Genomic DNA, 23074 nt, shown 5'->3' on the forward strand with positions numbered 1-23074 from the left:
GAAGCGAGCGTGAGGTGGATGAATCGCGCGCAGCGAAGCGAGCACGATTCATCGTCGGGGCGGACGCTGTCGAGGGCCTCTCGATAGCACCTCATGGGGAAAACCAGCCTGCTCTCCAACCCGGGCTGCATGCAGCAGTGGTCGGAGAACCCCGCCGCGAGCAGCACGGGTCCAGCCCACTCCGCCGCACGCAGCAGTGGTTGGAGAACCCCGCCGCGAGCAGCACGGTCTCAACCAACCCATGGCTCGGCTCAGCGAGGGCTCGAGGTGCTGGTCTGCACGCGTGGGGGCTCCGACGGTGCACCGCGGCCTATTCGGCGGGCGCCCTCCCCACTCCTGCGCTCGATCCGAGCCACGCTCAACTGCTCTTCCAAGAATGTAGCCGGCTCGATGCTCGTCGCAGGGACCCCTCCCACCGAGCGGCCTGCTCGGGGTACGCAAAACGAATGCCGGGATCTCGAACGAGTTGCGTCTGAACCCGAGACACATGCAGCAGGGGTCGAGCCACCACCAGCGCGCTTCACCCCCGCCAAAACATTTCGACTCGCCGCCCCATGACCGGAGCCGCAGCGAGCGAAGCGAGCGTGAGGTGGATGAATCGCGCGCAGCGAAGCGAGCACGATTCATCGTCGGGGCGGACGCTGTCGAGGGCCTCTCGATAGCACCTCATGGGGAAAACCAGCCTGCTCTCCAACCCGGGAAGCATGCAGCAGTGGTCGGCGAACCCCGCCGCACGCAGCACGGGTACAGCGACCCCCGCCGCACGCAGCACGGGTTCAGCGACCCCCACCGCATGGAGCACGGGTACAGCGACCCCCCACCGCACGCAGCACGGGTTCAGCGACCCCGCCACACGCAGCACGGGTACATCGAACCCCGCCGCATGCAGCACGGGTTCACCGAACCCCGACAACACCCCCCTTGGGGGGTGACCCAGTGCGGTCTAGCAGGCACGAACCCCATTGCCTTACAGCCAAAGCGGAGGAGCGGGAGCGACGAAGCGCCCCCGGTCCCAGCCGCCTGCGGGGGCATGGTCAGAGCACCGAGACTGGCTCGGTGTCCGCCGGCGTCTCGTTGTCCCCCACGGTGATCGTCCCCAGCCCGAGCTGGCTGTGGGTGTTCTGACCCCAGCACAGGACCTCGAAGTCCTCGAGCAGGGCGCAGGTGTGGTTGTTGCCGGCGGCGATCTGCAGCGCGGCCGCGCCGAGGTTCACGGCCCCGCCGGCGCTGGGGGACTCGTCGTCGCCGATGTTGTTGAGGTTGCCGTAGCCGAGCTGGCCGACCTGGCTGTCGCCCCAGCAGTAGACCTCGCCGCCGACGAGCATGGCGCAGCTGTGGTTGGCGCCGAGGGCGAGCTGGGCGACGGGGCCGGGGAGGTCGACGGCGAGCTGGGTGCTGGGGACCTCGTCGTCGCCGATGTTGTTGAGGTTGCCGGTGCCGAGCTGGCCGGAGGTGTTCAGGCCCCAGCACACGGCGTCGCCGCTGCCGAGCAGGGCGCAGCTGTGGTTGCCGCCCAGGGCGACGTCGACGATCTCGGTGTTGGCGGGGAGGTTGGGCGGGACGACGCTGACCAGGCCGGCGGCGGAGGGGACCTCGTCGTCGCCGATGTTGTTGAGGTTGCCGTAGCCGAGCTGGCCGCTGTCGTTGAGGCCCCAGCAGCGCAGGCCGCCGTCGACGAAGCGAACGCAGGAGTGGCCGCCGCCCACGCCCAGGCCCGAGGTCGGGGCGCCGACGTCGATGGACGCGCCGGGCAGGAGCTCCTGGAGGGCGATGCTGGCCGCCCCGAGCTGGCCCTGCTCGTTGAAGCCCCAGCAGCGCGCCTCGCCGTTGCCGACTCGAGCGCAGGTGTGCTTGGCGCCCAGCTGCACGGCGATGGTCGGGGGCACGCCGACGGCGGGCAGGCCCGCGAGGTTCTCGTCGTCGCCGAGGTTGTTGGTGTTGCCGTAGCCGAGCTGGCCGCGGTCGTTTTGACCCCAGCAGCGCAGGCCGCCGTCTTGGAAGATGCCGCAGCTGTGGTTGCCGCCGAGGCTCAGCCGGAGCACGGGGCCGGGCAGCACGACGTCGCCGACGTCGCTGGGGAACTCGTCGTCGCCGACCTGGTTGATGTTGCCGTAGCCGAGCTGACCGCTGTCGCCGCGGCCCCAGCAGCGCACGGTGCCGCCGTCGATGATCACGCAGGTGTGGTTGGCCCCGGCGGCGACGGTGTTGACCTGGGTGAAGGTGCAGTCGTTGTCGCAGCCGTCGCCGTCGACGTCGTTGCCGTCCTCGCAGTCCTCGCCGGGCTGGACCTCGCCGTCGCCGCACAGGGCGTCGGTGCACACGCCCTCGAAGCAGACCAAGCCGGGGTCGCAGCTGCCCTCGCCCTCGCACTCGCAACCGACGGAGGTGCAGGGCCCGTCGTCGGCGCTCGTGGTCGTGGTCGTGGTCTCGTCGTCGGTCGTGTCCTCGCTGGTGGTCGTGGCCTCGTCGCCGACGGTGGTGTCGGTCTCGGTGCCGGCGGTCTCGGTGCCGAAGCTCTCGCCGTTGCCTTCGCCGTCGGGGCAGGCAGTCAGCAGGGCCAGGCTCGCGGCGCACAGCAAGGGTCCAGTCGCGCGCGAGAAGAGGGAGGGCGCTCGGGTGGTCATGGCAAAGCTCATTCAGATCGAAGGGAAAGGTCGGGGGGCAGGCGTCGGGCTCAGAGCAGGGGGATGCCGCCGGACTCCGCGGGCAGCTCGTCGTCGCCGCGCAGCTCCGTGTCGCCGTAGCCGAGCTGGCCGTAGTCGTTGAAGCCCCAGCACACCACCTCGTGGCCATCGACGATGGCGCAGGAGTGGTAGTCGCCGGCGGTCAGGGCCGTGGCGGTGCCGCCGAGGACGATGGGCGAGATGTCCGCGGGCACCTCGTCGTCGCCGACGTGCTGGATGTTGCCGCGGCCGAGCTGGCCGTAGAGGTTGCGGCCCCAGCACTTGATCTCGCCGCTCATCATCGCGCAGGTGTGCTGCTTGCCCAGGGCGATGTCGTCGACGTCGTCGCCGACGTCGACGGGGAACAAGGTGGCGAGGGTCTCGGTGTCGCCGATGGTCTCGGTGTCGCCCTGGCCGAGCTGGCCGTAGAAGTTGTCGCCCCAGCACAGCAGGTCGCCGGTCTCGTAGAGCACGCAGCTGTGGCTGTGGCCCAGGGCGATGTCGGTGATCGCGGTGCCGTCGGGGATGCCCTGGGGGGTGATCGGCACGGGCACGACGCTGCCCGGGGACTCGTCGTCGCCGATGTTGTCGGTGTTGCCGTAGCCGAGCTGGCCGCGGTTGTTGCGGCCCCAGCAGCGGACCTTGCCGTCGTCGAGCAGGGCGCAGTTGTGGTCCTCGCCGGCGACCAGCAAGGTCGCGAGGGCGCCGAGGGTGAGGTCGACGTTGAGCACCACGGTCAGGTTGGTGGTGTTGCCGTAGCCGAGCTGGCCGGAGGCGTTGAGGCCCCAGCAGCGCACCGCCCCGGCGCCGACCAGGGCGCAGGAGTGGCTGCCGCCCGCGGCCATGCCGAGCACGCCGTCGTCGAGGTTGTTGACGGTGATGACGTCGAAGGGGAACTCGTCGTCGCCGACGTTGTTGGTGTTGCCCAGGCCGAGCTGGCCCGAGTCGCCCTGACCCCAGCAGCGGACCGTGCCGTTGTCGAGGGTCGCGCAGGCGTGCGAGCCACCCACGCTGATCGCCACGGCGTCTTCTCCCAGGGGCACGTCGGCGGGGTCCGAGGGCGGCTCGTTGTCGCCGAAGTTCTCGGTGTTCTTGTAGCCGAGCTGGCCGTTGTTGTTGAGGCCCCAGCAGCGCACGCGGCCGCCCTCGATGAGCGCGCAGGTGTGCGAGCGGCCGGCCGCGACGTCGAGGACCTGGGTCCAGGTGCAGTCGTTGTTGCAGCCGTCACCCTCGAAGTCGTTGCCGTCGTCGCACTGCTCGCCGTCCTCGACCACGCCGTTGTTGTTGCAGCCCTGGGTCTGACAGGTCCCGTCGATGCAGGTCAGGCCCTCGTCGCAACTCTCCTCGCTCCCGTCGCAGGCGCAGCCCAGGGAGGTGCACTCGCCCTCGTCGGTGGTGCCGCTGTCTTCGGTGCTGGTCGTGGCCTCGTCGCCCGCGGTGGTCTCCGTGTCGGCGGTGCCGTCCTCGGTGGACTCGGTTCCAGCTTCGGTGTCGCCGACGGTGTCGCCGACGGTGTCGTCGGCGTTGGCCTCGTCGCCGTCGATGGTTTCACCCGAGGCGCACGCGAACGCGCCCACCAAGACGGTCGCGAGCATGGCGGAGCCCCAGGGGCCCCGGGTCGGGGGGAGGACGGCGTGGATGTCGAAAGTCTTGGAGGCCATGGAAAAAGCGCGTCTGGAGGCGCGGAGCGCCCACTCGACGGAGAGCGTCAGTGTACCCGGCGCTCGCACGGCGATCGACGCCTGGCAGGGGTACAGGCGTGATTATCCGAACAGCGTCGCGAGCTCGCGAAGTCGAGGCCACGGCAATGCGCCGCCTTTTGAACACACGCAAGCCGCGCTGCGGAAGGTGACTCGGCCAGCCAGCCGCGCGGCGTGCCCTGCGGTTTGGCAAGAAGCCCGCGGTGGATTCACCGCGGGCTCCTGGCGTTCCTCCCAAAGCTGCTCAGAATAGCGAGATGGGTCCGGCGTCCGTGGGCAGCTCATCGTCGCCGATGGGGTCGACGTTGCCGTAGCCGAGCTGGCCGTCGCCGTTGTAGCCCCAGCACAGCACCTCGTTGGTCTCGGCCATGATCGCGCAGGTGTGGTTGCCGCCAGCGTCGATTTGCTTGACCGGCCCGCCGAGCTCGAGGACGCCGACGCTCGCGGGGGTTTCGTCGTCACCGACGATCTCGGTGTCGCCGTAGCCGAGCTGGCCGTTGAAGTTGCTGCCCCAGCAGATGGCTTCGTCGGTCTCGAGGAGCGCGCAGACGTGGGTGTCTCCCGTCGAGATCGCCACGGCGGGGGCGGGGAGCTCGATGGCTGGTGCGGTCGCCGGGAACTCATCGTCCCCGAGGGCTTCGGTGTTGCCCTGGCCGAGCTGACCGGAGGAGTTGCTGCCCCAGCACAGCACGTCGCCGGTCTCGTAGAGCGCGCAGCTCATGTTCAGGCCGAGGGCGAGCGCGGTGGCCTTGGTCGTGGGCGGCATGCCCATGGGCACGGCCGGGACGTTCCCGGCGCTCGCCGGGGTCTCGTCGTTCCCGATGGCCTCCGTGTTGCCGTAGCCCAGGCGGCCCGAGCTGCCCGAGCCCCAGCAACGGATCGCGCCGTTCGCAATGATCGCGCAGGTGTGGCCGATGCCCGTGGCCTGGGCGATGACCGCACCGCCCACGGGCACGTCGCCAGCGCTCGCGGGGGCCTCGTCGTCGCCGATGGTGGTGGTGTTGCCGTAGCCGAGCTGGCCGTTGCCGCCGGAGCCCCAGCAGCGCAGCTTGCCGTCGTCGAGGCGCGCGCAGGTGTGGCTGCCGCCCGCGTCGACCTCGAGGGCGTCGCCGCCGATCGGCACGTCGGTGATCGACAGGGGGAACTCGTCGTCGCCGATGTTCTCGGTGTTGCCGTAGCCGAGGCGACCGCTGCCGCCGGTGCCCCAGCAGCGCACGGCGGCGTCGGCCATGAGGATGCACGAGTGCGAGTCGCCCATGGTCAGCTCGACGCCGGGCTCGGGCAGCATCACGTCGCCGACGTCCGCGGGGGTCTCGTCGTCGCCGACGTCGTCGGTGTGGCCGTAGCCGAGCTGGCCCGCGGAGTTGCGGCCCCAGCAGCGCACCCGGCCGCCCTCGATGAGCGCGCAGGTGTTCTGGTAGGAGGCGTCGACGTAGAGCACCTCGGTGAAGGTGCAGTCGGAGTCGCAGCCGTCGCCGTCGACGTCGTTGCCGTCGTCGCACTGCTCGGGCCCGCTGGCCTCGCCGTCGCCGCACTCCCCCGCGACGCACACGTCGTCGACGCAGTAGAGCCCCTCGTCGCAGTCCTCCTGGGCCGCGCAGGGGCAGCCCTCGCCCACGCAGGGCCCCTCGTCGGTGGTCTCGTCGGTGGACTCGTCGGTGGACTCGTCGGTGGACTCGTCGGTGGACTCGTCGGTGGACTCGTCGGTGGACTCCTCGGTGGCGGCGGTGTCGGTCTCGGTGTCGCCGATGTCGTCGGCGCCCTCGCCTTCGCCCTCGGGGTCGAAGCAGGCGGTGGACAGGCTCAGGCCGAGGAGCAGGGACAGGGTCAGGGGCAGGCGCGGGGAGGCCGAGGGGAGGCGAAGGTCGTCCATGGAAAGTTCTCTCAGTCTCTCGAAAGTCTGTGTGTAGCTAGATCGTGGGGGCGCTCGGGGGGCCTCCCGCATGCGCGATTGTACACGAGGCACGCAGTGTTGCGGTCGCGCGAGGCGAGCGCGAGCGGCTGCGCGGCGGTGATTTTCGCGGGCCGCTACGGGGTGTTCGTCGCCCCGGCGTCCGGTCGAGGGAGGCGCCCACGCCCTCAAAAAAATTTTCATCCAGACGAGCCGTCGTGGACGACGCCACGCCCTCCCTGCCCCACGTCCACGACTCAGGGCTGTGAATGAATCCACAGCCTCTGTCTACTTTAGCCGTCGTGGACGACGCCACGCCCTCCCTGCCCCACGTCCACGACTCAGAGAGTCGGCCAAAACGAGTTTGGCCAACCCTCTGTCTACTTTAGCCGTCGTGGACGACGCCACGCCCTCCCTGCCCCACGTCCACGACTCAGAGACTGTCAACGAATCCACGCCCCCGCTCGCGGGGGCGACCACATGCCCTCTCAAAGGCACGAACTCCATTGCCCACCAAGCCAAAGCGGAGGAGCGGACAGCGACGAAGCGCCCCCGGTCCTCAGACGCCCGTGGGGGCAAAGTAGAGCTCAGTCGAGCACGCGGGCGAGGGCCTCGGGGGCTTCGTTTTGACGGTGATCCGAGAGCGCGAGGGTGAAGGTCCCGCCGTCGGACTCGGCGATCTCGATCTCGACCACCGCCCCGCCGACGGGGTCGAAGGTCAGGGTCAAGCTGCGGATGATCGCCCGCGCGGGGGATTCGCGCGGCGGCATCAGGCTCAGGCGCGGCGCTCGACCTCGCGGCACCTCGGCCCGGGCGTCGGCGAGCAGCGCCTGGCCGTCTCCTGGGGCGAAGCAGGCGACGAGGTGATCGGCGAGCCAGCGCATGGCTGGGGCCTCGGCGCGGGGGGGTAGGCTGCGCTCGGGGAGGGATGGGTCGTTGGTCGCGATGCGGATCCCCTGTCGCTCGATCCGCGTCGTCGAGCCCGTCGCGCTGTCGTCGCGGAGCACGAGGGTCGCGGGGTTGACGAAGGCCAGCGTCCCGCCGCCGACGAGGTCCTCGCGCAGCAGCGAGGAGGTGCGCACGGACGAGTAGCGGGCGATCAGGTTGGTCCGGGTCTTGCGCGCGAAGGTCCCCCACAGCTCCAGGCGGTTGTCGAGGCGACGCTGCTCGCTCGTTCGCGCGTCGACCGGCGGGGCCGCCCACGCGAGCGCGCCGAACAAGCCGGCGGCGCCCAGACCCACGCCCAGACTCAGGAGCTGGCGGCGGCTGGTCCGAGGATCCGAGTCAGTCATCCCTGGGCTCCTCGGCTTGGGCGTCGTCGGCGGGGGCGGGATCGTCTCGGGCGTCCCGACCTGCGGGTGGGTCGACCTCCCCACGCGCGCGCTTGGTCGCCGGACGCTTGGCCGACTTGGGCTTGGACTTGCCGGGAGACTTGGGCGGAGCTTTGGGCGCGCCGCGCCGCAGCTTGGCGAGCAGCGCGGCCAGGCCGGGCGCCGCGAACACGGCGAGGCCGCTGGCGAGGGCGCAGCCGATCGCGAGGGCCAGGCCGAGCTCGCGCCACAGCGGCTGGGCCGAGGTCAGCAGGGCGACGCCCGCGAGGGCCTGGCAGCCGCCGCTGAGCAGCAGGCCCCAGGCGACGAGGGGCTCGTCGCGCAAGGTCGCCGTGGCCGTGCGCGCGCTGGCCATGGCCGCGGCCGCGCCGACGAGGGCGAGCACGGGCAGCAGGTGGGGGCCGATGGGCAGACCGAGCAGGCGCAGGGCCAGGAACACGCCGCCTTGGCTGGCCGCGGCGACGAGGGCCACGGCCATGGCCACGGGGAAGCTGCGCGAGCCGACCCAGGCCAGGAAGGCGAGGAGCCAGGCGCTGGCCAGGAGCACGATCGCCAGGCGGTCCTCGAAGCTGCGCTGGTCGATCATCGCGGCGATCGCCGGGCCGCGCAGGGGCGGGAGCTCGGCCAGGCGCGCGTCGGCGATGGGCACCGCGGGCAGGCCGTCCTCGCCCCGCAGCTCGACGCGCGTGCGCAGCTCGACCGGTCCTTCGATGGCCTCGGGCGGCGTGTCGAGGCGAGCGCCGATGAGGTAGCCGCCGATCCACGGCCCGAGGGGGCCGTCGAGGGCCGCCTGGGCGCTGGGCAGCTCCTCGATGTCCGCGGCCCCGCGCACGAACTCGGCGAAGGCCTCGACGCGCAGGCCCTGGTCTTCGAGCAAGACCTCGAGGGCGGCCATGCGCTCTTGGAGGGCGAGGGTCGAGAGGGCCTGGCGGCGCGCCTCGAGCTCGCCCTGGGGGAGCACGAAGCTGGCGGGGGAGTCGATGCGCCGGGCCTCGTTGGGGACCAAGCTGGCGAGGGCGGCCGCGTCGAGGGAGGCGGCGTCGAGGGCCGCGGCGGCCTCGGTCCGGAAGGCCTCGGGGGCGTTCGGATCGGCGGCCGCGTCGGCGTGGGCCTGGCTGCGGACCTCGACCATCATCGCGGGGTCGTAGAAGTGCTCGGCGAGCTCGGCCTCGGCTCCGACCACCGCGTCGGGGACGGGCAGGGCGACGGCCGGGCGGTAGCGGAGCCCCTGCCAGCCCCACACGCCGGCCGCGATGGCGGCGACGACCAGGAGCAGCGCGGGCACGGGCAGGGCGACGAGGCGGCGGCCCGGTCGGCGCCAGTCCATGTCGTCGCCGACCAGGCCGAGCAGGGCCGGCAGGACCACGCGCATGATCAGGGCCGCGCACACGCAGGCGCAGGCCCAGCCCAGGGCCCAGCGCCGCCACGCGGGGTAGGGGGTCAGCAGCAGGGGGGTCAGGGCCGTGGCGGCGATCAGCACGGCCAGCCAGCCCCGCCACAGGTCGCGGCTCAGCTCGTCGGCGAGGGCGCGCAGGGGGGGCTCGCCGTCGTTGCCTGCGCGCCGGGCTCGGGCGCCGCCGTGGCGCAGGGCCGCGTCGCAGGCGAAGCCCATGACCGCGATGAGCAGGGCGCCGCCGACGAGGTCGAGGGGCAGGCCGAGGCGGTCGAGGAGCGCGGCCGCGAGCAGCCACGCGCTGCCCAGGCAGGCCGCGAGGGCGAGCACGGGGATCACCCGGCGCAGGCTCAGGCTCAGCAGCACGACCAGGGCGGCGAAGCAGGCCGTCAGCGCCGCTCGGCCGTCGCGGGCCAGGAGCTCTCCGCCCCGGGCCGCCCGGCGCCGGGGGTCGAGGACCTCGACCTCCACGGGCAGCTCGAGGGCGTCCACGGCCGCGCGCAGCTCGGCCTCGAGCACCTCGGGGTCCCGGGTCGAGTCGAGCTGGACGAGGGCCCGGTCGCCGCGGGCGTTGACCAGGTCGCCGCCCGGGCCGATCTGCGGCCCCGCGCTCCCCGGCTGGGCGCCGACGTGGCCGAGGCGTCCGGCCTCGCGCTGGGTCAGCACGGACAGGCCGAGGGGGTCGCGGCGCGGCTGCTCGCCGGACACGGAGAACAGCGGGCTGCTCATGCGCGCCTCGAGGCCCTGGACCTGGGCGAGCATGCGCTCGTCGCTGAGGCGCTCGCGCAGGGCCGCGTGGGTGTCGACGGGCAGCAGGTAGAGGGCGTGGGCGTCGAGCCAGCGGGTGATCTCGGTCTTCGGCGGCCCGTAGGGCACGCGCTCCTCGCCGAGGGCCTCCTCGATCGCAAAGCCGGCCTCGGCCAGGGCCGCGCCGGCGTCGGGGGCCACGGCCTTGCCAGGCCCGCCTCGATCGCCCGGGGTGTCCTTCGAGTTGGCGCCCTCGAGGGCCTCGGCGTCGACGCGCAGCAGGGCCAGGGGGCGCTCGTCGCTGAGCCGGTGCTCGGCGGGCAAGAGCGCGTCCTCACCGAGGGCCTCGCCGATGCCGCCGACGTTGCCGCCGAGGCGCGCGAGGCCGGCGAGCAGGGTCAGCACGAGCCACAGCCCGACGGCCACGAGGCCGAGGGTCTTCGGGGACGAGGCGGCGCGCCTGGTCTCGCCCCGCGACGAGGCAGCGGCGGACCGCGACGAGGCGGCGCGCGCCTCGTCCTCGCTCGCGGGGGGCGACCCCTCGTCTTCGCTGCGGCCCTCGTCGGCGCTCACGCCCGCGCACCTTAGCACTGTCGTGGTACACAGCCGACTCCCGATGGCTCCGAGCATCCCCCTCAACCCCGCTCAGCGCGCAGGCGTCGAATACCGCGGCGGGCCCCTGCTGCTGCTCGCGGGCGCCGGGACGGGGAAGACCCGGGTCATCACCCAGCGGGTCGCGGCGCTCATCGACGAGGGCGTGCCGGCGTGGCGGATCCTCGCGGTGACCTTCACCAACAAGGCCGCGGGCGAGATGCGCGAGCGGATCGCCGGCCTGCTCGAGATGGAGCTCGACGAGCTGCGCCGGGACGGGCCGTGGATCGGCACCTTCCACTCGATCTGCGCGCGAATCCTGCGGCGCCACGGCCAGGGCGTGGGGCTGACCCGCAACTTCTCGATCTACGACGCCGACGACCAAAAGACGCTGATGCGCAGGGTCCTCAAGGACCTCGACATCGACCCCAAGGCCTTCTCGGCCAGCGCGGCCCTGGGCAAGATCGACGCGGCCAAGAACCTCGGCTACGCGCGCCATCAGCTCGACGCCATGAACTACTCCGAGCCCGTCGCCAGCTGGACGCGCAAGGCGTGGACCCTCTACGAGGGCCGGCTGCGGGCCGCGGACGCCGTCGACTTCAACGACCTGCTGGCGCTGGCGGTCGAGCTGCTGCGCAAGGCCAAGCCCGCTCAGCCTCAGCCGGGCGCTCGCTCTTTTGGCTCGGGTTCTGGCTCGGGTTCTGGCTCGGGCGCCCGGCGCATGGCGCTGCGGACCACCCGGGGCCCGGGCAGCGGCGCGCCCACGGCCAGCGGGGGCGCGGTCAACCCCGTCCTCGGCCTGCGCCGCCGCTTCTTCCACGTCGTCGTCGACGAGTTCCAGGACACCAACCCCGTGCAGGCCGAGCTCGTCGAGCTGCTGTGCGGACCCTCGGCGCAGCTGTGCGTGGTCGGGGACGACGACCAGGCCATCTACGGCTGGCGCGGGGCGGACGTCAAACAGATCCTCAACTTCCCCGACCGCCACCCCGGCTGCGAGGTCATCCGCCTCGAGCAGAACTACCGCAGCACCACCCACATCCTCGACTGCGCCAACGCGGTCATCCGCGGCGGGGCGCGGCGTCACTCCAAGCGACTGTGGAGCGACCTGGGCCCCGGCGAGCGGGCCGAGCTGCACGGCTTCGCCGACGAGCGCGACGAGGCGCAATACGTCGCCCGGCGCGTGCGCCGTGCCATCGACGAGGGCGAGTCGCCCGGCGAGATCGCGGTCTTTTACCGGACCCACGCCCAGTCCCGGCCCCTCGAAGAGGCCATGCGCCTGGCCGGCGTCCGCTACCGCATGCTCGGCGGGATCCGTTTTTTCGATCGCCGCGAGATCAAGGACCTCATCGCCTACCTGCGCCTGCTGACCAACCCCGGCTCGGACCTCGACTGCCTGCGCGTCATCAACGTCCCCGCCCGGCGCATCGGCGCGCGGACCATCGAGCGCCTCTCGGCCTGGGCCATCAGCAAGGAGAGCTCGCTCTACGACGCCTGCGGCCCGGCCTCGAAGCACGGCGAGGAGGCCGGCCTCGGGCGCGCGGCGGTCAAGGCGGTCAAGGGCTTTTGGGAGCTCGTCGAGGGCCTGCGCGACGACAGCGAGGAGCTCAGCCACCACGAGACCGCGTCCTTGGTGCTCGGGCGGACCAACTACCTCGAGAGCTTCGCCGCCGAGCAGGACGCCGAGACCCGGACCGAGAACCTCTACGAGTTCAGGGGCGCGCTCGAGGAGTTCGGCGAGGAGCAGCCCGACGTCAGCCTGGCCGAGTACCTCGAGCAGATCTCGCTCGCCGCCGGCGGCGACGAGGCCACCGTCGACGCCGCGATCACCCTCATGACGATCCACTCGGCCAAGGGCCTCGAGTTCGATCGCGTCATGCTCACCGGCATGGAGGAGCGGGTCTTCCCCCACGTGCGCTCCCTCGACCCCGAGAACCCCAAGGGCCGCGAGGCCCTCGAGGAGGAGCGGCGCCTGGCCTACGTGGCGATCAGCCGGGCCCGTCGGTGGCTCAGCCTCAGCTTCGTCGAGCGGCGCTTTTTGTGGGGCAGCACCCAGCTCAACGAGCCCTCGCGCTTCCTGCGTGCTCTTCCCGAGGAGGGCATCGTGCGCAAGGGGCTGGCGCTGAAGCAGAACAAGCAGCGCGCGAGGGCCCTCGCGCCCCGGCGCCGCGAGCCCAGCTGGGACGACGACATCGAGCTCGACCCCGAGTACCGCGACGACGGCTCGATCGGGCGGGTGCGCACCCGCAGCACCCGCAGCGCCCGCAGCAAGCGGACCGAGGGCGTGCAGACCGAGGGCGGGCAGACCGTGCTGTCCTGGGGGGGCTCGAGCCTGAGCTTCGCCGAGCCGGAGACGGGGCCCTACGAGCCCGCGGAGCCGGAGACGACGGTCGAGTACGAGGCGCACGCCGACGCGGAGATCTTCCAGGGCATGCGCGTGCGTCACAAAAAGTATGGCGTGGGGATCGTGATCGGGTGGACGGGCTCGGGGCCGACGGCGAAGTTGACGATCGGCTTCGGCGGGACGCGGCGGACGATCGTTGCGCGCTTCGTGACGCCGGTTTAGGGGCGGTGGCTGCTGCGTGCGGGGTTGTTCAACCGCGCGTTGCGAATTGCTTCGGCGGGGATGAAGACCCGTTTTTGGTCCGCATCCCCGCCGTCGACAGGCCTCCCTGGCCCAAGTCCGTCTACATCAACGAACGGCGAGCGAACTCTTCACGCATGCGCGACACGGCGCGCTCTTGGAGCTGGCGGATCCGCTCGCGCGACAGGGCGTAGCGCTCGCCGATCTCGCGCAGGGTCTCCTTCTCGACCCCGTCGAGGCCGTAGCGCCGACGGAGAATGTCCGCCTCCATGGGCCGCAGAGCCGAGAGCGCGTCCTCGAGGCCTTCCTCGAGCTCGCCGAGCTCGAGCTCGAAGCCGGGACCCGGGGAGACCTGGTCCTCGAGCAGGTCGACGCCGGAGCGATCGTCGTTGCGGGACAGGGGCGCGTCCAGGCTGACGATGGGGCCGAGCTCGATGGCGGCGATCTTCTCGACCTTGGCCAGGGGCACGCCGATCTCGTTGGCGATCTCCTCGTGGGTGGGCTCGCGGCCGATCTGAGCCTCGTAGCGCCGACGCACGCGGGTGATCTTCTGGTGCACGTCGTAGACGTGGACGGGGAGGCGAACCTGCCGGCCCTTGTTGTAGATGGCCCGGCTGATCGAGTGCCGGATCCACCAGCTGGCGTAGGTCGAGAACCGAAAGCCCTTGCGGTGATCGAAGCGCTCGATGGCCTTGAGCAGGCCGATGTTGCCCTCCTGGATCAGGTCCTGGAGCGGGAGGCGACCGTTGGATAGGCGCCGCGCGAGGCTCACGACCAGGCGCAGGTTGGCCTTGGCGAAGTCGTTGGTGTACTTGCGCACGCGCCCGGCGGTCCGGCGGCAGCGCTCGTGGAAGATGCGGAAGGGGCGGGAGTCGCCGGGCATGCGCGGGACGTCGAGGAGCAGGCCGTCGCGCTCGTTGTTGGCGATGCGATCGACGTCGGCGATCAGCCGCTCGGCGAGCTCGCTGTCGACGTCGACCTCGGGCAGGGCTTCACCCGCTGCCACGCACAGCTCGGCGAAGGCCGCCTCGTTCGCGAGGGTGCGACGCTTGCGGTAGGCCTCGGCCGCGACGCCGACGCGATCGAGGAGATCCGAGAGCGCGGCGTCGACCTCGAGGCGCTCGTCGATGAGCTTGCGGACACCCGGGTACAGCGGCGGGTAGGAGACCAGCGCGGCCCAGCGCTCAGACCGAGCCTTGCGCAGGCGGACGGCAGCGCTCTGTTCTTCGTCCGAGGAGTAGGTCTCACAGGCGCCCATGGATTGGAGGTAGCTGCGAAGCGCGTTGTCGCGTCCTTCGTCGATGCGGTGACGCGCACTCCGCGACTTCTTGGTTCGAGGGGTACTCTCAACAAAGTCTGTGCGATTATGGGTGTCCATGGCCGTTCTCCTGAAGATTGCACGACACTTGTAGCATGCTTGTTCAAGGTTTGGTAAGTAATTGTTGGCCGTCGAGGTCACTTTTTTTCGAGAAGCGTCTCACGACCGGTCTTTTGGACCAATCCAGTCAACCCTGAACAACCTTACGCAGGACCTGTATAAGGTTAGAGCTCGAAACCCGATGCCTGATGACACAATCCCAGCAACCTTGAACAGCGCCCCCCGCGTTGTCGTGGTGGGCGGCGGCATCGGTGGCCTCGTCGCAGCGGCGGCCTTGGCGCGCTCTGGCATCGGCGTGCTGCTGCTCGAGGCGCAGACCTACTTTGGCGGCTGCGCCGGGACCTTCTATCGCCGGGGCTACCGCTACGACGCCGGCGCGACGGTGGCGGCCGGCTTTGGGACGGGCGGGGTCATGGAGACCTTGTTCGACTGGCTCGATGTCGAGGTCGAGGCGGAGCTGGCCGAGTCGAGCATGGCCGTGCACCTCCCGGGGCGCTCGCCGATCGTCCTGCCCACGGATCGCGCGCGCTGGGAGTCGGAGCGCGAGGCGATCTTTGGGCCCGAGTCCCGAGCTTTTTGGCGCTGGCAAGATCGCACGGCGAGCCTTGTCTGGGATCTCGCCCTGCGCCTCCCGCCTTGGCCGGCCCGTCGGCTTGGCGAGTGGGGTCGGTGCGCGGGCGCGGGCGTGCGGACCCTCGGCTCGGAGCTCGGCCAGGTGCACATGGGCCTCTTGCTCGACGCGATCCGGCCGCTCCAGCATCGCTTGCCCGCGGCCGGGGACGATCCTTCGCTCCGCGATCTCCACCGCTTCATCGACGGGCTGCTGCTCATCTCGGCCCAGGTCCGGAGCGATCGGGCGCTGGCGCTCTACGGCGCGGGGGCCCTCGACTTTCCCTGGCGCGGGGTTGCCCATGTTCGCGGGGGCATGGGGGGCATCGCCGACGCCTTGGTTGAAGGGATCCGCAAGCATGGCGGCCGGGTGCTCACCCGTCGGCGCGTGGTCTCGGTCGAGCGCGAGGCCGGGCGGGTGCGCGCGGTGGTCTGCAACACCGGCGAGCGCTTCCACGGCGACGCGGTCGTGCTCAACACGACCCCGTGGAATCTCCGCGCCTTCCTCGACCCCGACCAGGGCCCCTTGCCGCCGAGCCTGGCCACGCTGCGCTCACCGGACGCGGACCTCGATCAAGGTGGATGGGGCGCTTTCGTCCTGCACTGCAGCGTGGACGAGGCCGCAGTTCCGGACGCCGGGCCGCTTCATCATCAGGTCCACCTCGGCGGCCCCATGGGCGAGGGCAACACGGCCTTCATCTCGGTCTCGCCGGGTTGGGACGAGGGCCGCGCCCCGCCGGGGATGCGGGCGGTCACCATCTCCACGCACACGCGCCTGCGCCCGTGGTGGCGCCTGCTAAAGGAGAACGAGCAGGAGTACGCCGTCCACAAGGCGAGCTATCAAGATCGCCTGTTGGCGGCCGCCGAGGTTGCGCTGCCGGGCTTTCGCCGGCGCGTGGGTGAGGTCTTTGCCGGCACCCCGGTCACTTACGCTCACTACACGGGCCGCGCCCAGGGCTGGGTCGGCGGTCTGCCGCAAACCCAGCTCCGAGGGCCATTCCGCGCCGATCTCGGGGGCGGTCTGTGGATGGTCGGGGACTCCGTGTTCCCCGGCCAGTCGACCCTCGCGGTGACTCTTTCGAGCCTGCGCGTCAGCGCGGAGCTGAGCTCGAGCCTTGGACTCGCGCCAGCCAAAACCAGGGCATGGGATACACTCGTGGAGTGGAACGCGACAGTGGGCAGGCTCAGGGGCCGCACGATCTCGCAGGCGTGACCATCTTGATGGTCGAGGACGATCCGAGAGCGGCGAAGTGGGCACGGATGGCGCTCGAAGAGCGGGGCGCCAAGATTTTGTGGGCGACGCGCATCGATCAGGCGCGGGCTTTGGCGGAGCGGCACAATCCCGAGATCGCGCTGCTCGACGTACACCTCCCCGACGGGAACGGTCTCGACCTGGTCGTCGAGCTGCGCACCCGGGATGTCCCCTGCGCGGTGGTCGTGATGACTGGCTCCCCAGAGTCGGCGGTCGCCCGGATCGCGGCGGGGCTCGGGGTCACGGAGTTCCTCGACAAGCCCATCGAGCTCGACCGCCTCGAGGCGGCCGTGTCCCGGGCCCGCGACCGCGGCGAGCTGCTGCGTCGCATCCTCGCCGAGCACAAGGGCGACGTGGTCCAGAGCGAGATCACCAACTCCGTCGGCGAGCGCCTGGCCAAGGCCAAGGACAAGGCGCCGACCCGAGCCTCGGACTCGAGCCAGCGCCTGGCCTTGCTGGCCTCGGAGTTTGGCCTGAGCGCCCGGCAGGCCCAGGCCGTGGCCGGCGTCGCCGAGGGCCTGTCCGACGCCGACATCGCCGCGGCCATGAAGGTCTCCTACAGCCGCACCCGGCAGCTGCTCGCCGCGGCCTTCTCGAAGCTCGGGCTCAAGTCGCGCAACGACTTCATCCGCTTCTTGTGGGAGCGCAGCGGCACCCCGGACGGGCAGTAGCGCAGGTCGAGCGCGCCGGACGAGCGGCGAGTCAGGGTTTCTTGGGCACGCTCTCGAGCTGCTTGCGCAGCTCGCCGAGGGCAAAGGGGACGCGCAGGGTCGTGTGTTGACCCGTCGGGCGATAGCCGCGGCTGAGGATCTCCACGATCGAGGGGATGTCCGGCATGGTCGCCTCGCCCTCGGTCAGGCTCTCGCCGTCGGCGAACAGCACGGCGACGTGGGTCAGGGTGCGGAAGTCGATCTCGTCGCCGTGGGCGTGCTCGACCTCGTAGCCCAGGCGCCCGATGGAGCCCGCGAGGGTGTCGCGGATGCGCGGGTCGGGGTGGATGACGAACACGAGGGAAGGCGGCGGGGCGGCGGGGGCCGGGCGCAGGGCGACGACGCCCGAGTTGGCGGCGTCGTCGTCCCGCGAGCCCGATGCGCTGATCGCCGCGCTGCTCGGCTCGGGGGGCAGGTAGACCGACAGCGACAGGCCGCGCTCTTCGTGCTTGACCTCGAGGAAGCCGCCGAGGCGCGTGGCGACCTGACGGCACGCGCTCACGCCCCCGGTCACGCCGCCGTGGCTCTCCGTATCGCCCTCGACGGACACCGCGATGCGCCCCCAGGTGCCGGGGCTGGCCCCGGGGATCTCGGAGGCGCGCTGGTCGTCGAGGGTCTCGAGGGTGCCCACGGCGCGCAGCTGCTCGGGCTCGCGGATGCTGTCGCGGGCGCACAGGGCCAGGTGCACGAGCAGCGACTGGAGCTCGACGAGCTCGCCGTAGACGCGCAGCTCCGGCTGGGCGCGCAGGTAGATCCAGGGCACGTTGCCGACGGTCTCGAGCAGCACGGGGCGCGAGCCCTCGAGGACCTCGGCGACGCCGACGAGGGAGTTGCGGGACACCGTGCGCAGGTAGGCCGTGCTGTGCACCCGGCTGGTGCGATCGCGTACGCGGGGCTGGGGCGCGTCGGCGTGGTCCTCGAGGCTGTCGCTGGTCGAGCTCGAGATCTCGCGCTCGGCCGCCTGCTCCGGGCTCTTGGCCAGGCCGAGCTCCTCGGCGATCTCCTGGGCGAGGGCGACGTGCTCCCGAGCCGCGAGCACGTCGGTGCCGCGGAGCAGCTCGGCGAGGGTGTGGTGGGCCTCGAGGGCGATGTAGACCTGGCCGTGGGTGCCGAGCTCGGACAGCAAGGTCGCGGCCTGCTGGCGCGCGCGATCGCGGCGCCCCGTGGCCTGGGCCCGGCGCATCTGGATCAGCCCGGCGAGGGCGCGCAGCCTGGGGTAGCGCCGGCCGGCGGCGTTGAGGTGGCGCAGGGCCTGGTCGATGCGCCGGCGGTCGCGGGAGGAGTTGCCGGTGCGCACGAGCACCAGGGCGATGGCCGCCCACAGGTCGAAGGCGTACTCGGGCATGCGCCGGCGCTCGAGCATGCGCGCGAAGGCGATGTCGATCTGCTCCCGGGCGCGGGCGGGCTCGCCGACCTCGAGCAGCGCGAGGGCGAGGTAGCTGTGGGCGAGGTAGCCCTCGAAGGTGACCATCTTGCGGGCGCAGGCCCGGGCCGAGAGATTGGCCGCGGCCTCGACCACCCCGCGCGAGCCCGTGCGCGCGCGCAGGTACAGGCGCAGGGCCTCGATGCCCAGGTCGACGATCGCGTCGCCCTGCGCCTCGGTCAGCGCGGCGGCCTCGTCGAGCCAGCCGTAGAGCACGGAGATGGGCTCGCGGTCCCGGCCGTAGACGGCCTTGAAGAACAGGCTCGACACGGCGATGGACAGGTCGCCGGTGCGCCGGAAGTGGCCGACGGCCTCGTCGAGGGAGGCGAGGCCGAGGGGGTACTCGCCGGCGGGGAGCTCGACGAGGTGGCCGCGGATGTGGGCGACGATGCCCCGGGCCCAGTCGCTCTCGAGCTTGGCCGCGCTCGCGGCCGCGGCTTCGATGGCCGCGGTCCCGGCCTGCTGCTTGCCGCGGGCGATCAGGACCACGCCGTGCAGGGCCTGGATCGTCGCGGCCGCCGGGCACTCGTGCTGGCGGGCGATGTTGACGGCGCGCAGCAGGCACAGCATCGAGAGCCCGGGCTCGGGCAGGGCCAGGACCACGCACAGTCGGGCGTAGAGCCAGCACAGCTGCTCGACGAGGGGCTCGTTGGGCACGGTGCTGCGGCCCAGGGCGAGCTCGATGCGGGCGCGCAGCAGGCCAAACCACCGGCCGATGTCGCCCTCGGGCAAGGACGCGTGGGCCCGGGCGACGGCGAGGCGCCCGATGGTCGCGGCCTCGCTGGCGGCGGACTTGCGGAACAAGCTGTGCACCGCCTTGGCGGCGATGCGGCTGGCGACGAGGGGGTCCTCGGCCTCGACCACGGCCTCGGCGTAGAGCTGCGCGGCCTCTTCGTACTTGCCCCCGAGCAGGGCGACGTCGGCGGAGCCCTCGATGGCCGCGAGCCGGGCGTCCCCCGTGCCGCGCTCGACGAGGGCGCGGGTGAAGTGCCAGCCCGAGCGCTCGAGGTCGTAGACGCCGAGCATCTCGCGGCCGGCGGCGAGGTGCATGGCGGCCAGGTCGGGGTCGTTGCGGGAGCTCTGGCCGAGGGCGCGGTCGGTGTGGAAGGCCAGCCGCGCCGGGCTGACCCGCGGGCCCAGGGTCGCCAGCCAGCTGGCGATCTCCTTGTGCGCCCGGCGAACCTCGCCCACGGGGGTGCGGCTGACGACGAGCTCGCGGACCAGCTCGTGGGGGAAGCGGAGGCTGGCCTCGCCGACCTGGTCCATGAGCCCGCGGCGCTCGAGCCCGGCGACGGCGGCCTCGACCCGCGTGGGCGACCAGCCCGAGACGCGCTGGAACCAGGCCTCGTCGACGTGCCCGCCCGCGACCGCGGCGAGCAAGGCCAGCCAGCGCTCGTCGAGGGTCAGCTGGTCGACGCGCTCGCCGAACACCCGCTCGGGGCTGGTGCCCTCGATCTTGCGCTTGCGCAGGGCCCACGGCGAGCCGTTGTTGCGGACCAGCGCGCCGCGATCGATCCACGACTGCAGCGTGGCCCAGGCGACCAGGGGGTTGCCGCGGCTGCTCTCGAACAGCTTGTCGGCGACGGCGGGGGTCGAGTCGATGGGCCCGGGCAGGCCGGCGACGAGCAGGCGCTCGAGCTCCTCCATGGTCAGCGGCTCGAGGATCAGCCGGCGCATCAGCAGCTGGGGGTCGCGGGTCGCCGACCAGCCCTTGCCGGTCTCGGCGGGGGCCTGGCCCGAGCCTTCGCCCGTGCCCGCGAGGCCCTCCGGGGCCGGACCGCACAGGCCCGCGACGATCATCGTGTGGTGGCTGCGGTCCTCGATGAGCAGGCGGCGGAGCACGGCGACGGAGCCCTCGTCGGCGAGCTGCAAGTTGTCGAGCAGGATGACCAGCGGCCGACCCTGGGAGCCGATGCTGCGGATGCCGTCGGCGATGGCGACGGCGTGGCGCACGAAGCCGTCCTCGAACTCGGGCGACTCGTCGGCGCTGGCGAGCATGGGCTGCTCGGTGTCGAGGAGGTCGGCCAGGCCCGGGGCGTAGCTGGCGAGGATGGCCGCGAGGGCGCCGGTGCGCCGGGTCAGGCGCTCGCGCAGCGCGGCGGTCTCGTCGGCCTCGCAGGTCGCCAGGGCCTCGGGCAGGTGGTTGAGCGCGCCCATCAGCCCGCCCCGGCTCTCGCCGCAGCCGCGCAGGTACTCGCCGCGCAGCACGATCGCCTGGCCCCCGCTGCGCAGCGAGCTGGCGAACTCGTCGAGCAGCCGGGTCTTGCCCACGCCCTGCACGCCGCACACCAAGGTCACGGACGAGCGGGCGATCTTCGCGGCCTGGTAGGACTTCTCGAGGCTGGCGCGGGCGCCCTCGCGACCGACGAAGGGCGGGTGCTGGCTCAGGGGCGTGGCGGCCGGGTCGTCAGAGGCGGCCGGGTTGAGGGCGCGGGCGCGGCCCCACAGCTCGGTCGCGCTGCGCGGGCGCGGCTCGAGGAGCTCGCCGAGGTGGCTGCGGGCGACTCGCTCGAGCAGGGTCAGGAGGTTGTCGAGGTCGCGCTCGCGGCTGCCCCGGCCGGCGAGGTGGCCAAAACCGACCAGCCGGAACTGTCCCTCGCTCTGGCGCAGGTGGCTCAGCCGAATGTCGACGCCTCGGACCTTGGCTTCGTGCAGACGCACGAGCAGGCCCGAGAGCATGAGCGCGAGCTTGCGGGCGACGCGGGCGGGGACCTCGGCGCCGAGGCGCTCACCCTGGACGGGCTCGTGGATGAGCGCGACGGCCTTGGGCAGGTCGATGGTCGCGCGGACCCGGGGCTGGATCTGCTCGTCGGCGGTGATGGCCCGGTGCACGCCTTCGCGCGCCGACTCCGACATGGGCAGGACCTGGAGCTCGACGCGGTGGTGGGGCGGCCGGCCGTACTCCCGCGCCAGGTCGGTGACCGCCACGCTCCACGAGGGGCTCGAGTGGCGCACCGTCCCGACCACGCAAAAGCGTTCCCAGACGATCATCCCGGGCTCGAGCTCCAGGGGATCGACGCTGGTCAAGCGGCCGAGGTCGGCCGGCTCTCTGGATCGCTCTGCCACCCTTGCGAAGAACCATTCTACCAGTTCGACCCTGCCCGAGCCTCCCCGGCCTGGACCTCACCGAGGCGGTGGGAGGCTCCGCGCCCCTTGCGTCGGGCGCAGCGGGCCCTTGGAGCTCGGCGGTGTCCTCAGGGCCGGTGCAGGGGAATGCTGAAGGTGAAGCTCGCGCCTTCGCCGTCGGCGGAGTCGACGTGGATCAGCCCGCCCCAGCCCTCGACGAGAGTCTTGCACACGTGGAGGCCGATGCCGGTGCCTTCACCGTGGGTGGTGAAGAACAGCTCGAAGATCTCGGCGAGGGTCGCTGCGGGGATGCCGGGCCCGTCGTCCGCGATCTGGACGAAGGCGTACTCCGGGGTCGCCCAGGTCGACACGCGGATGCGCGCGTCCTCGGGGTCGTCGAGCTCCTCGATGGCGTGGGCCGCGTTTCCGAGCAGGTTGACGAGGACCCGGAGCAGGTCGTTGCGCCGGGCGAGGACCTCACAGACGGCCTCGGTCTCGAGCAGCAGGTCGACGGGGACGCGGGACTGGGCGAGGCGGACGGCGGTCTCGACCAGCCCGTTGAGCACGGTGGTCCGGATCGTGGTCGACTTGACGGCGCTGCGGTGCAGCTCGAAGGCCTCCCGGGCCAGATCGCCGGCCGTGCGGGTGCCGACGCGGGCGTCCTCGAGGGCCTCCATCAACAGGGCGACGCGGTGGGGATCGGTGGGTCGGGAGTCGTCCAGCACGCCGCTGCGCTCGAGCAGCACGGGGGCGAACTCGAGGCTCATGCTGACGCCGCTGAGCAGCGAGCGCATGTCGTGCATCGCCGAGGCGGTGAAGGGGATGCTGGCGGCCTGTGAAAGCTGTTCACCAAGTGCCAGGACGAGCGGGTGGGCCGGATGGGCCTCGGCCAGCTCGACCAGGAAGCCCATGAGCCCGTGGGCGAACGCGTCCACGCTTCCGGACTCTTCGAGCACGCGCGCGAGCTCATCCCGGACGCGCGGTCGCGGCTGCCTGGCCTTGAGCTTTCCCACGTCTTTCACAGTTTAGAGAATCTCCGAGGGTGGTGAAAGAGAGACACGGGCTCCGCGCGTGCGATCGGCCTCGGCGGCGCCAACGGAGCCGCACCAAGTGTGCAGACACCGCATGTCGTTGGAGCCGCTCCTGGTCTGCGGGATTCGCCGATGCGTCACGAAACTGCGACGGGATCAGGGGTGAGGACGCGCGAAAACACGCAAGAGAGATCTCCCCGTGCCACGGTGGGGGACCCCAGGCGAGTCTGACACCCACGCACATCGAGCCCAGATTGGTAGATTTTTTGGCCGCGGCGCGGACCTTGGGCAGGTTGCTGCCATGGCCGCCAACCGTCGTCGCCATCGGGTCTTCTTCACGCGCCACACCGAGTACCACCTCCGGGGGGACGAGTGCGTGGGGGTCCGGGAGCGGAGCACGGGGGAATGGTTGGCCGATCACGCGGCGCTGCGCCTGCACGCCCTGCAGCTCCCAGCGGTGCTCGACAGCGCCAGCTGGGTGGGTCGACGGATCCACTTTTGGGGCTCGGCGACGGACGTGTTGACCTCGCCGGTGGTGTCCGTGGGTCGGCCCGAGCGCGACGAGGTCTACGCCTACGTCAGCCAGGCGCGGGCCGGGAGTATCGCCCGCGCGAGCGTCGATCTGGAAGAGCACGAGCCGCCGCGCGTCGGGCTCGACGGCTGCCTGCCCGCGCTGTGAGCCGCGCTGCATGAGCGCCGGGCAGCCCC

Annotated in this window: 12 protein-coding genes; 4 read left to right on the plus strand and 8 right to left on the minus strand. The window is 71.9% G+C overall.

Features of this window, described 5'->3' with window-relative positions; all coding sequences use genetic code 11:
- Window positions 1-1034 precede the first annotated feature (1034 nt).
- The 5 genes from PPSIR1_RS24705 to PPSIR1_RS50825 all read right to left on the minus strand — a co-directional run bounded on the left by PPSIR1_RS24705 (window position 1035) and on the right by PPSIR1_RS50825 (window position 10298).
- Complete coding sequence (locus PPSIR1_RS24705) at window positions 1035-2624, minus strand: hypothetical protein (RefSeq protein WP_198154605.1); 1590 nt, start codon at window positions 2622-2624, stop codon at window positions 1035-1037.
- Between the two features lie 50 nt (window positions 2625-2674).
- A complete protein-coding gene (locus PPSIR1_RS24710) occupies window positions 2675-4324 on the minus strand; it encodes an RCC1 domain-containing protein (protein WP_006973905.1) in 1650 nt (549 codons plus the stop codon).
- Between the two features lie 283 nt (window positions 4325-4607).
- The gene (locus PPSIR1_RS24715; RefSeq protein ID WP_006973906.1) at window positions 4608-6236 is read right to left on the minus strand and encodes an RCC1 domain-containing protein; all 1629 of its coding nucleotides are present in this window, start codon (window positions 6234-6236) and stop codon (window positions 4608-4610) included.
- Between the two features lie 605 nt (window positions 6237-6841).
- Window positions 6842-7546, minus strand: coding sequence for a LolA-like protein (locus tag PPSIR1_RS24720; RefSeq protein WP_157595943.1), 705 nt, complete (start codon window positions 7544-7546; stop codon window positions 6842-6844).
- Window positions 7539-10298 (minus strand): hypothetical protein, encoded by a 2760-nt coding sequence (locus PPSIR1_RS50825; RefSeq protein ID WP_006973908.1) that lies wholly within the window; start codon window positions 10296-10298, stop codon window positions 7539-7541. The genes PPSIR1_RS24720 and PPSIR1_RS50825 overlap by 8 nt, the downstream gene beginning before the upstream one ends.
- Window positions 10299-10341: 43 nt before the next feature.
- Here PPSIR1_RS50825 and PPSIR1_RS24730 point away from each other — a divergent pair, with 43 nt between their 5' ends.
- Window positions 10342-12879: an ATP-dependent helicase gene (locus PPSIR1_RS24730; RefSeq protein ID WP_006973909.1), complete on the plus strand. Its 2538-nt coding sequence runs from the start codon at window positions 10342-10344 to the stop codon at window positions 12877-12879.
- Between the two features lie 121 nt (window positions 12880-13000).
- On the opposite strand, the gene PPSIR1_RS43720 is transcribed toward PPSIR1_RS24730, so the two are convergent.
- Window positions 13001-14155, minus strand: coding sequence for a sigma-70 family RNA polymerase sigma factor (locus PPSIR1_RS43720; protein ID WP_006973910.1), 1155 nt, complete (start codon window positions 14153-14155; stop codon window positions 13001-13003).
- A 328-nt stretch (window positions 14156-14483) separates the two neighbouring features.
- Here PPSIR1_RS43720 and PPSIR1_RS24740 point away from each other — a divergent pair, with 328 nt between their 5' ends.
- Complete coding sequence (locus PPSIR1_RS24740) at window positions 14484-16097, plus strand: phytoene desaturase family protein (protein ID WP_006973911.1); 1614 nt, start codon at window positions 14484-14486, stop codon at window positions 16095-16097.
- An 8-nt stretch (window positions 16098-16105) separates the two neighbouring features.
- Window positions 16106-16807: a response regulator transcription factor gene (locus PPSIR1_RS43725; RefSeq protein WP_086001681.1), complete on the plus strand. Its 702-nt coding sequence runs from the start codon at window positions 16106-16108 to the stop codon at window positions 16805-16807.
- A 31-nt stretch (window positions 16808-16838) separates the two neighbouring features.
- Here PPSIR1_RS43725 and PPSIR1_RS48250 read toward each other — a convergent pair whose 3' ends face one another.
- Both PPSIR1_RS48250 and PPSIR1_RS24755 read right to left on the minus strand, forming a co-directional pair.
- On the minus strand, window positions 16839-21335 hold the full coding sequence (locus PPSIR1_RS48250; RefSeq protein WP_157595945.1) for an AAA family ATPase: 4497 nt from the start codon (window positions 21333-21335) through the stop codon (window positions 16839-16841).
- Between the two features lie 128 nt (window positions 21336-21463).
- Window positions 21464-22348 (minus strand): sensor histidine kinase, encoded by an 885-nt coding sequence (locus PPSIR1_RS24755; protein WP_157595946.1) that lies wholly within the window; start codon window positions 22346-22348, stop codon window positions 21464-21466.
- Between the two features lie 319 nt (window positions 22349-22667).
- Here PPSIR1_RS24755 and PPSIR1_RS24760 point away from each other — a divergent pair, with 319 nt between their 5' ends.
- Window positions 22668-23045, plus strand: coding sequence for a hypothetical protein (locus PPSIR1_RS24760; protein ID WP_006973915.1), 378 nt, complete (start codon window positions 22668-22670; stop codon window positions 23043-23045).
- The last annotated feature ends 29 nt before the right edge of the window (window positions 23046-23074 follow it).

Origin of the sequence: Plesiocystis pacifica SIR-1, assembly GCF_000170895.1 — a bacterium.
Taxonomy (GTDB): domain Bacteria; phylum Myxococcota_A; class Polyangia; order Nannocystales; family Nannocystaceae; genus Plesiocystis; species Plesiocystis pacifica.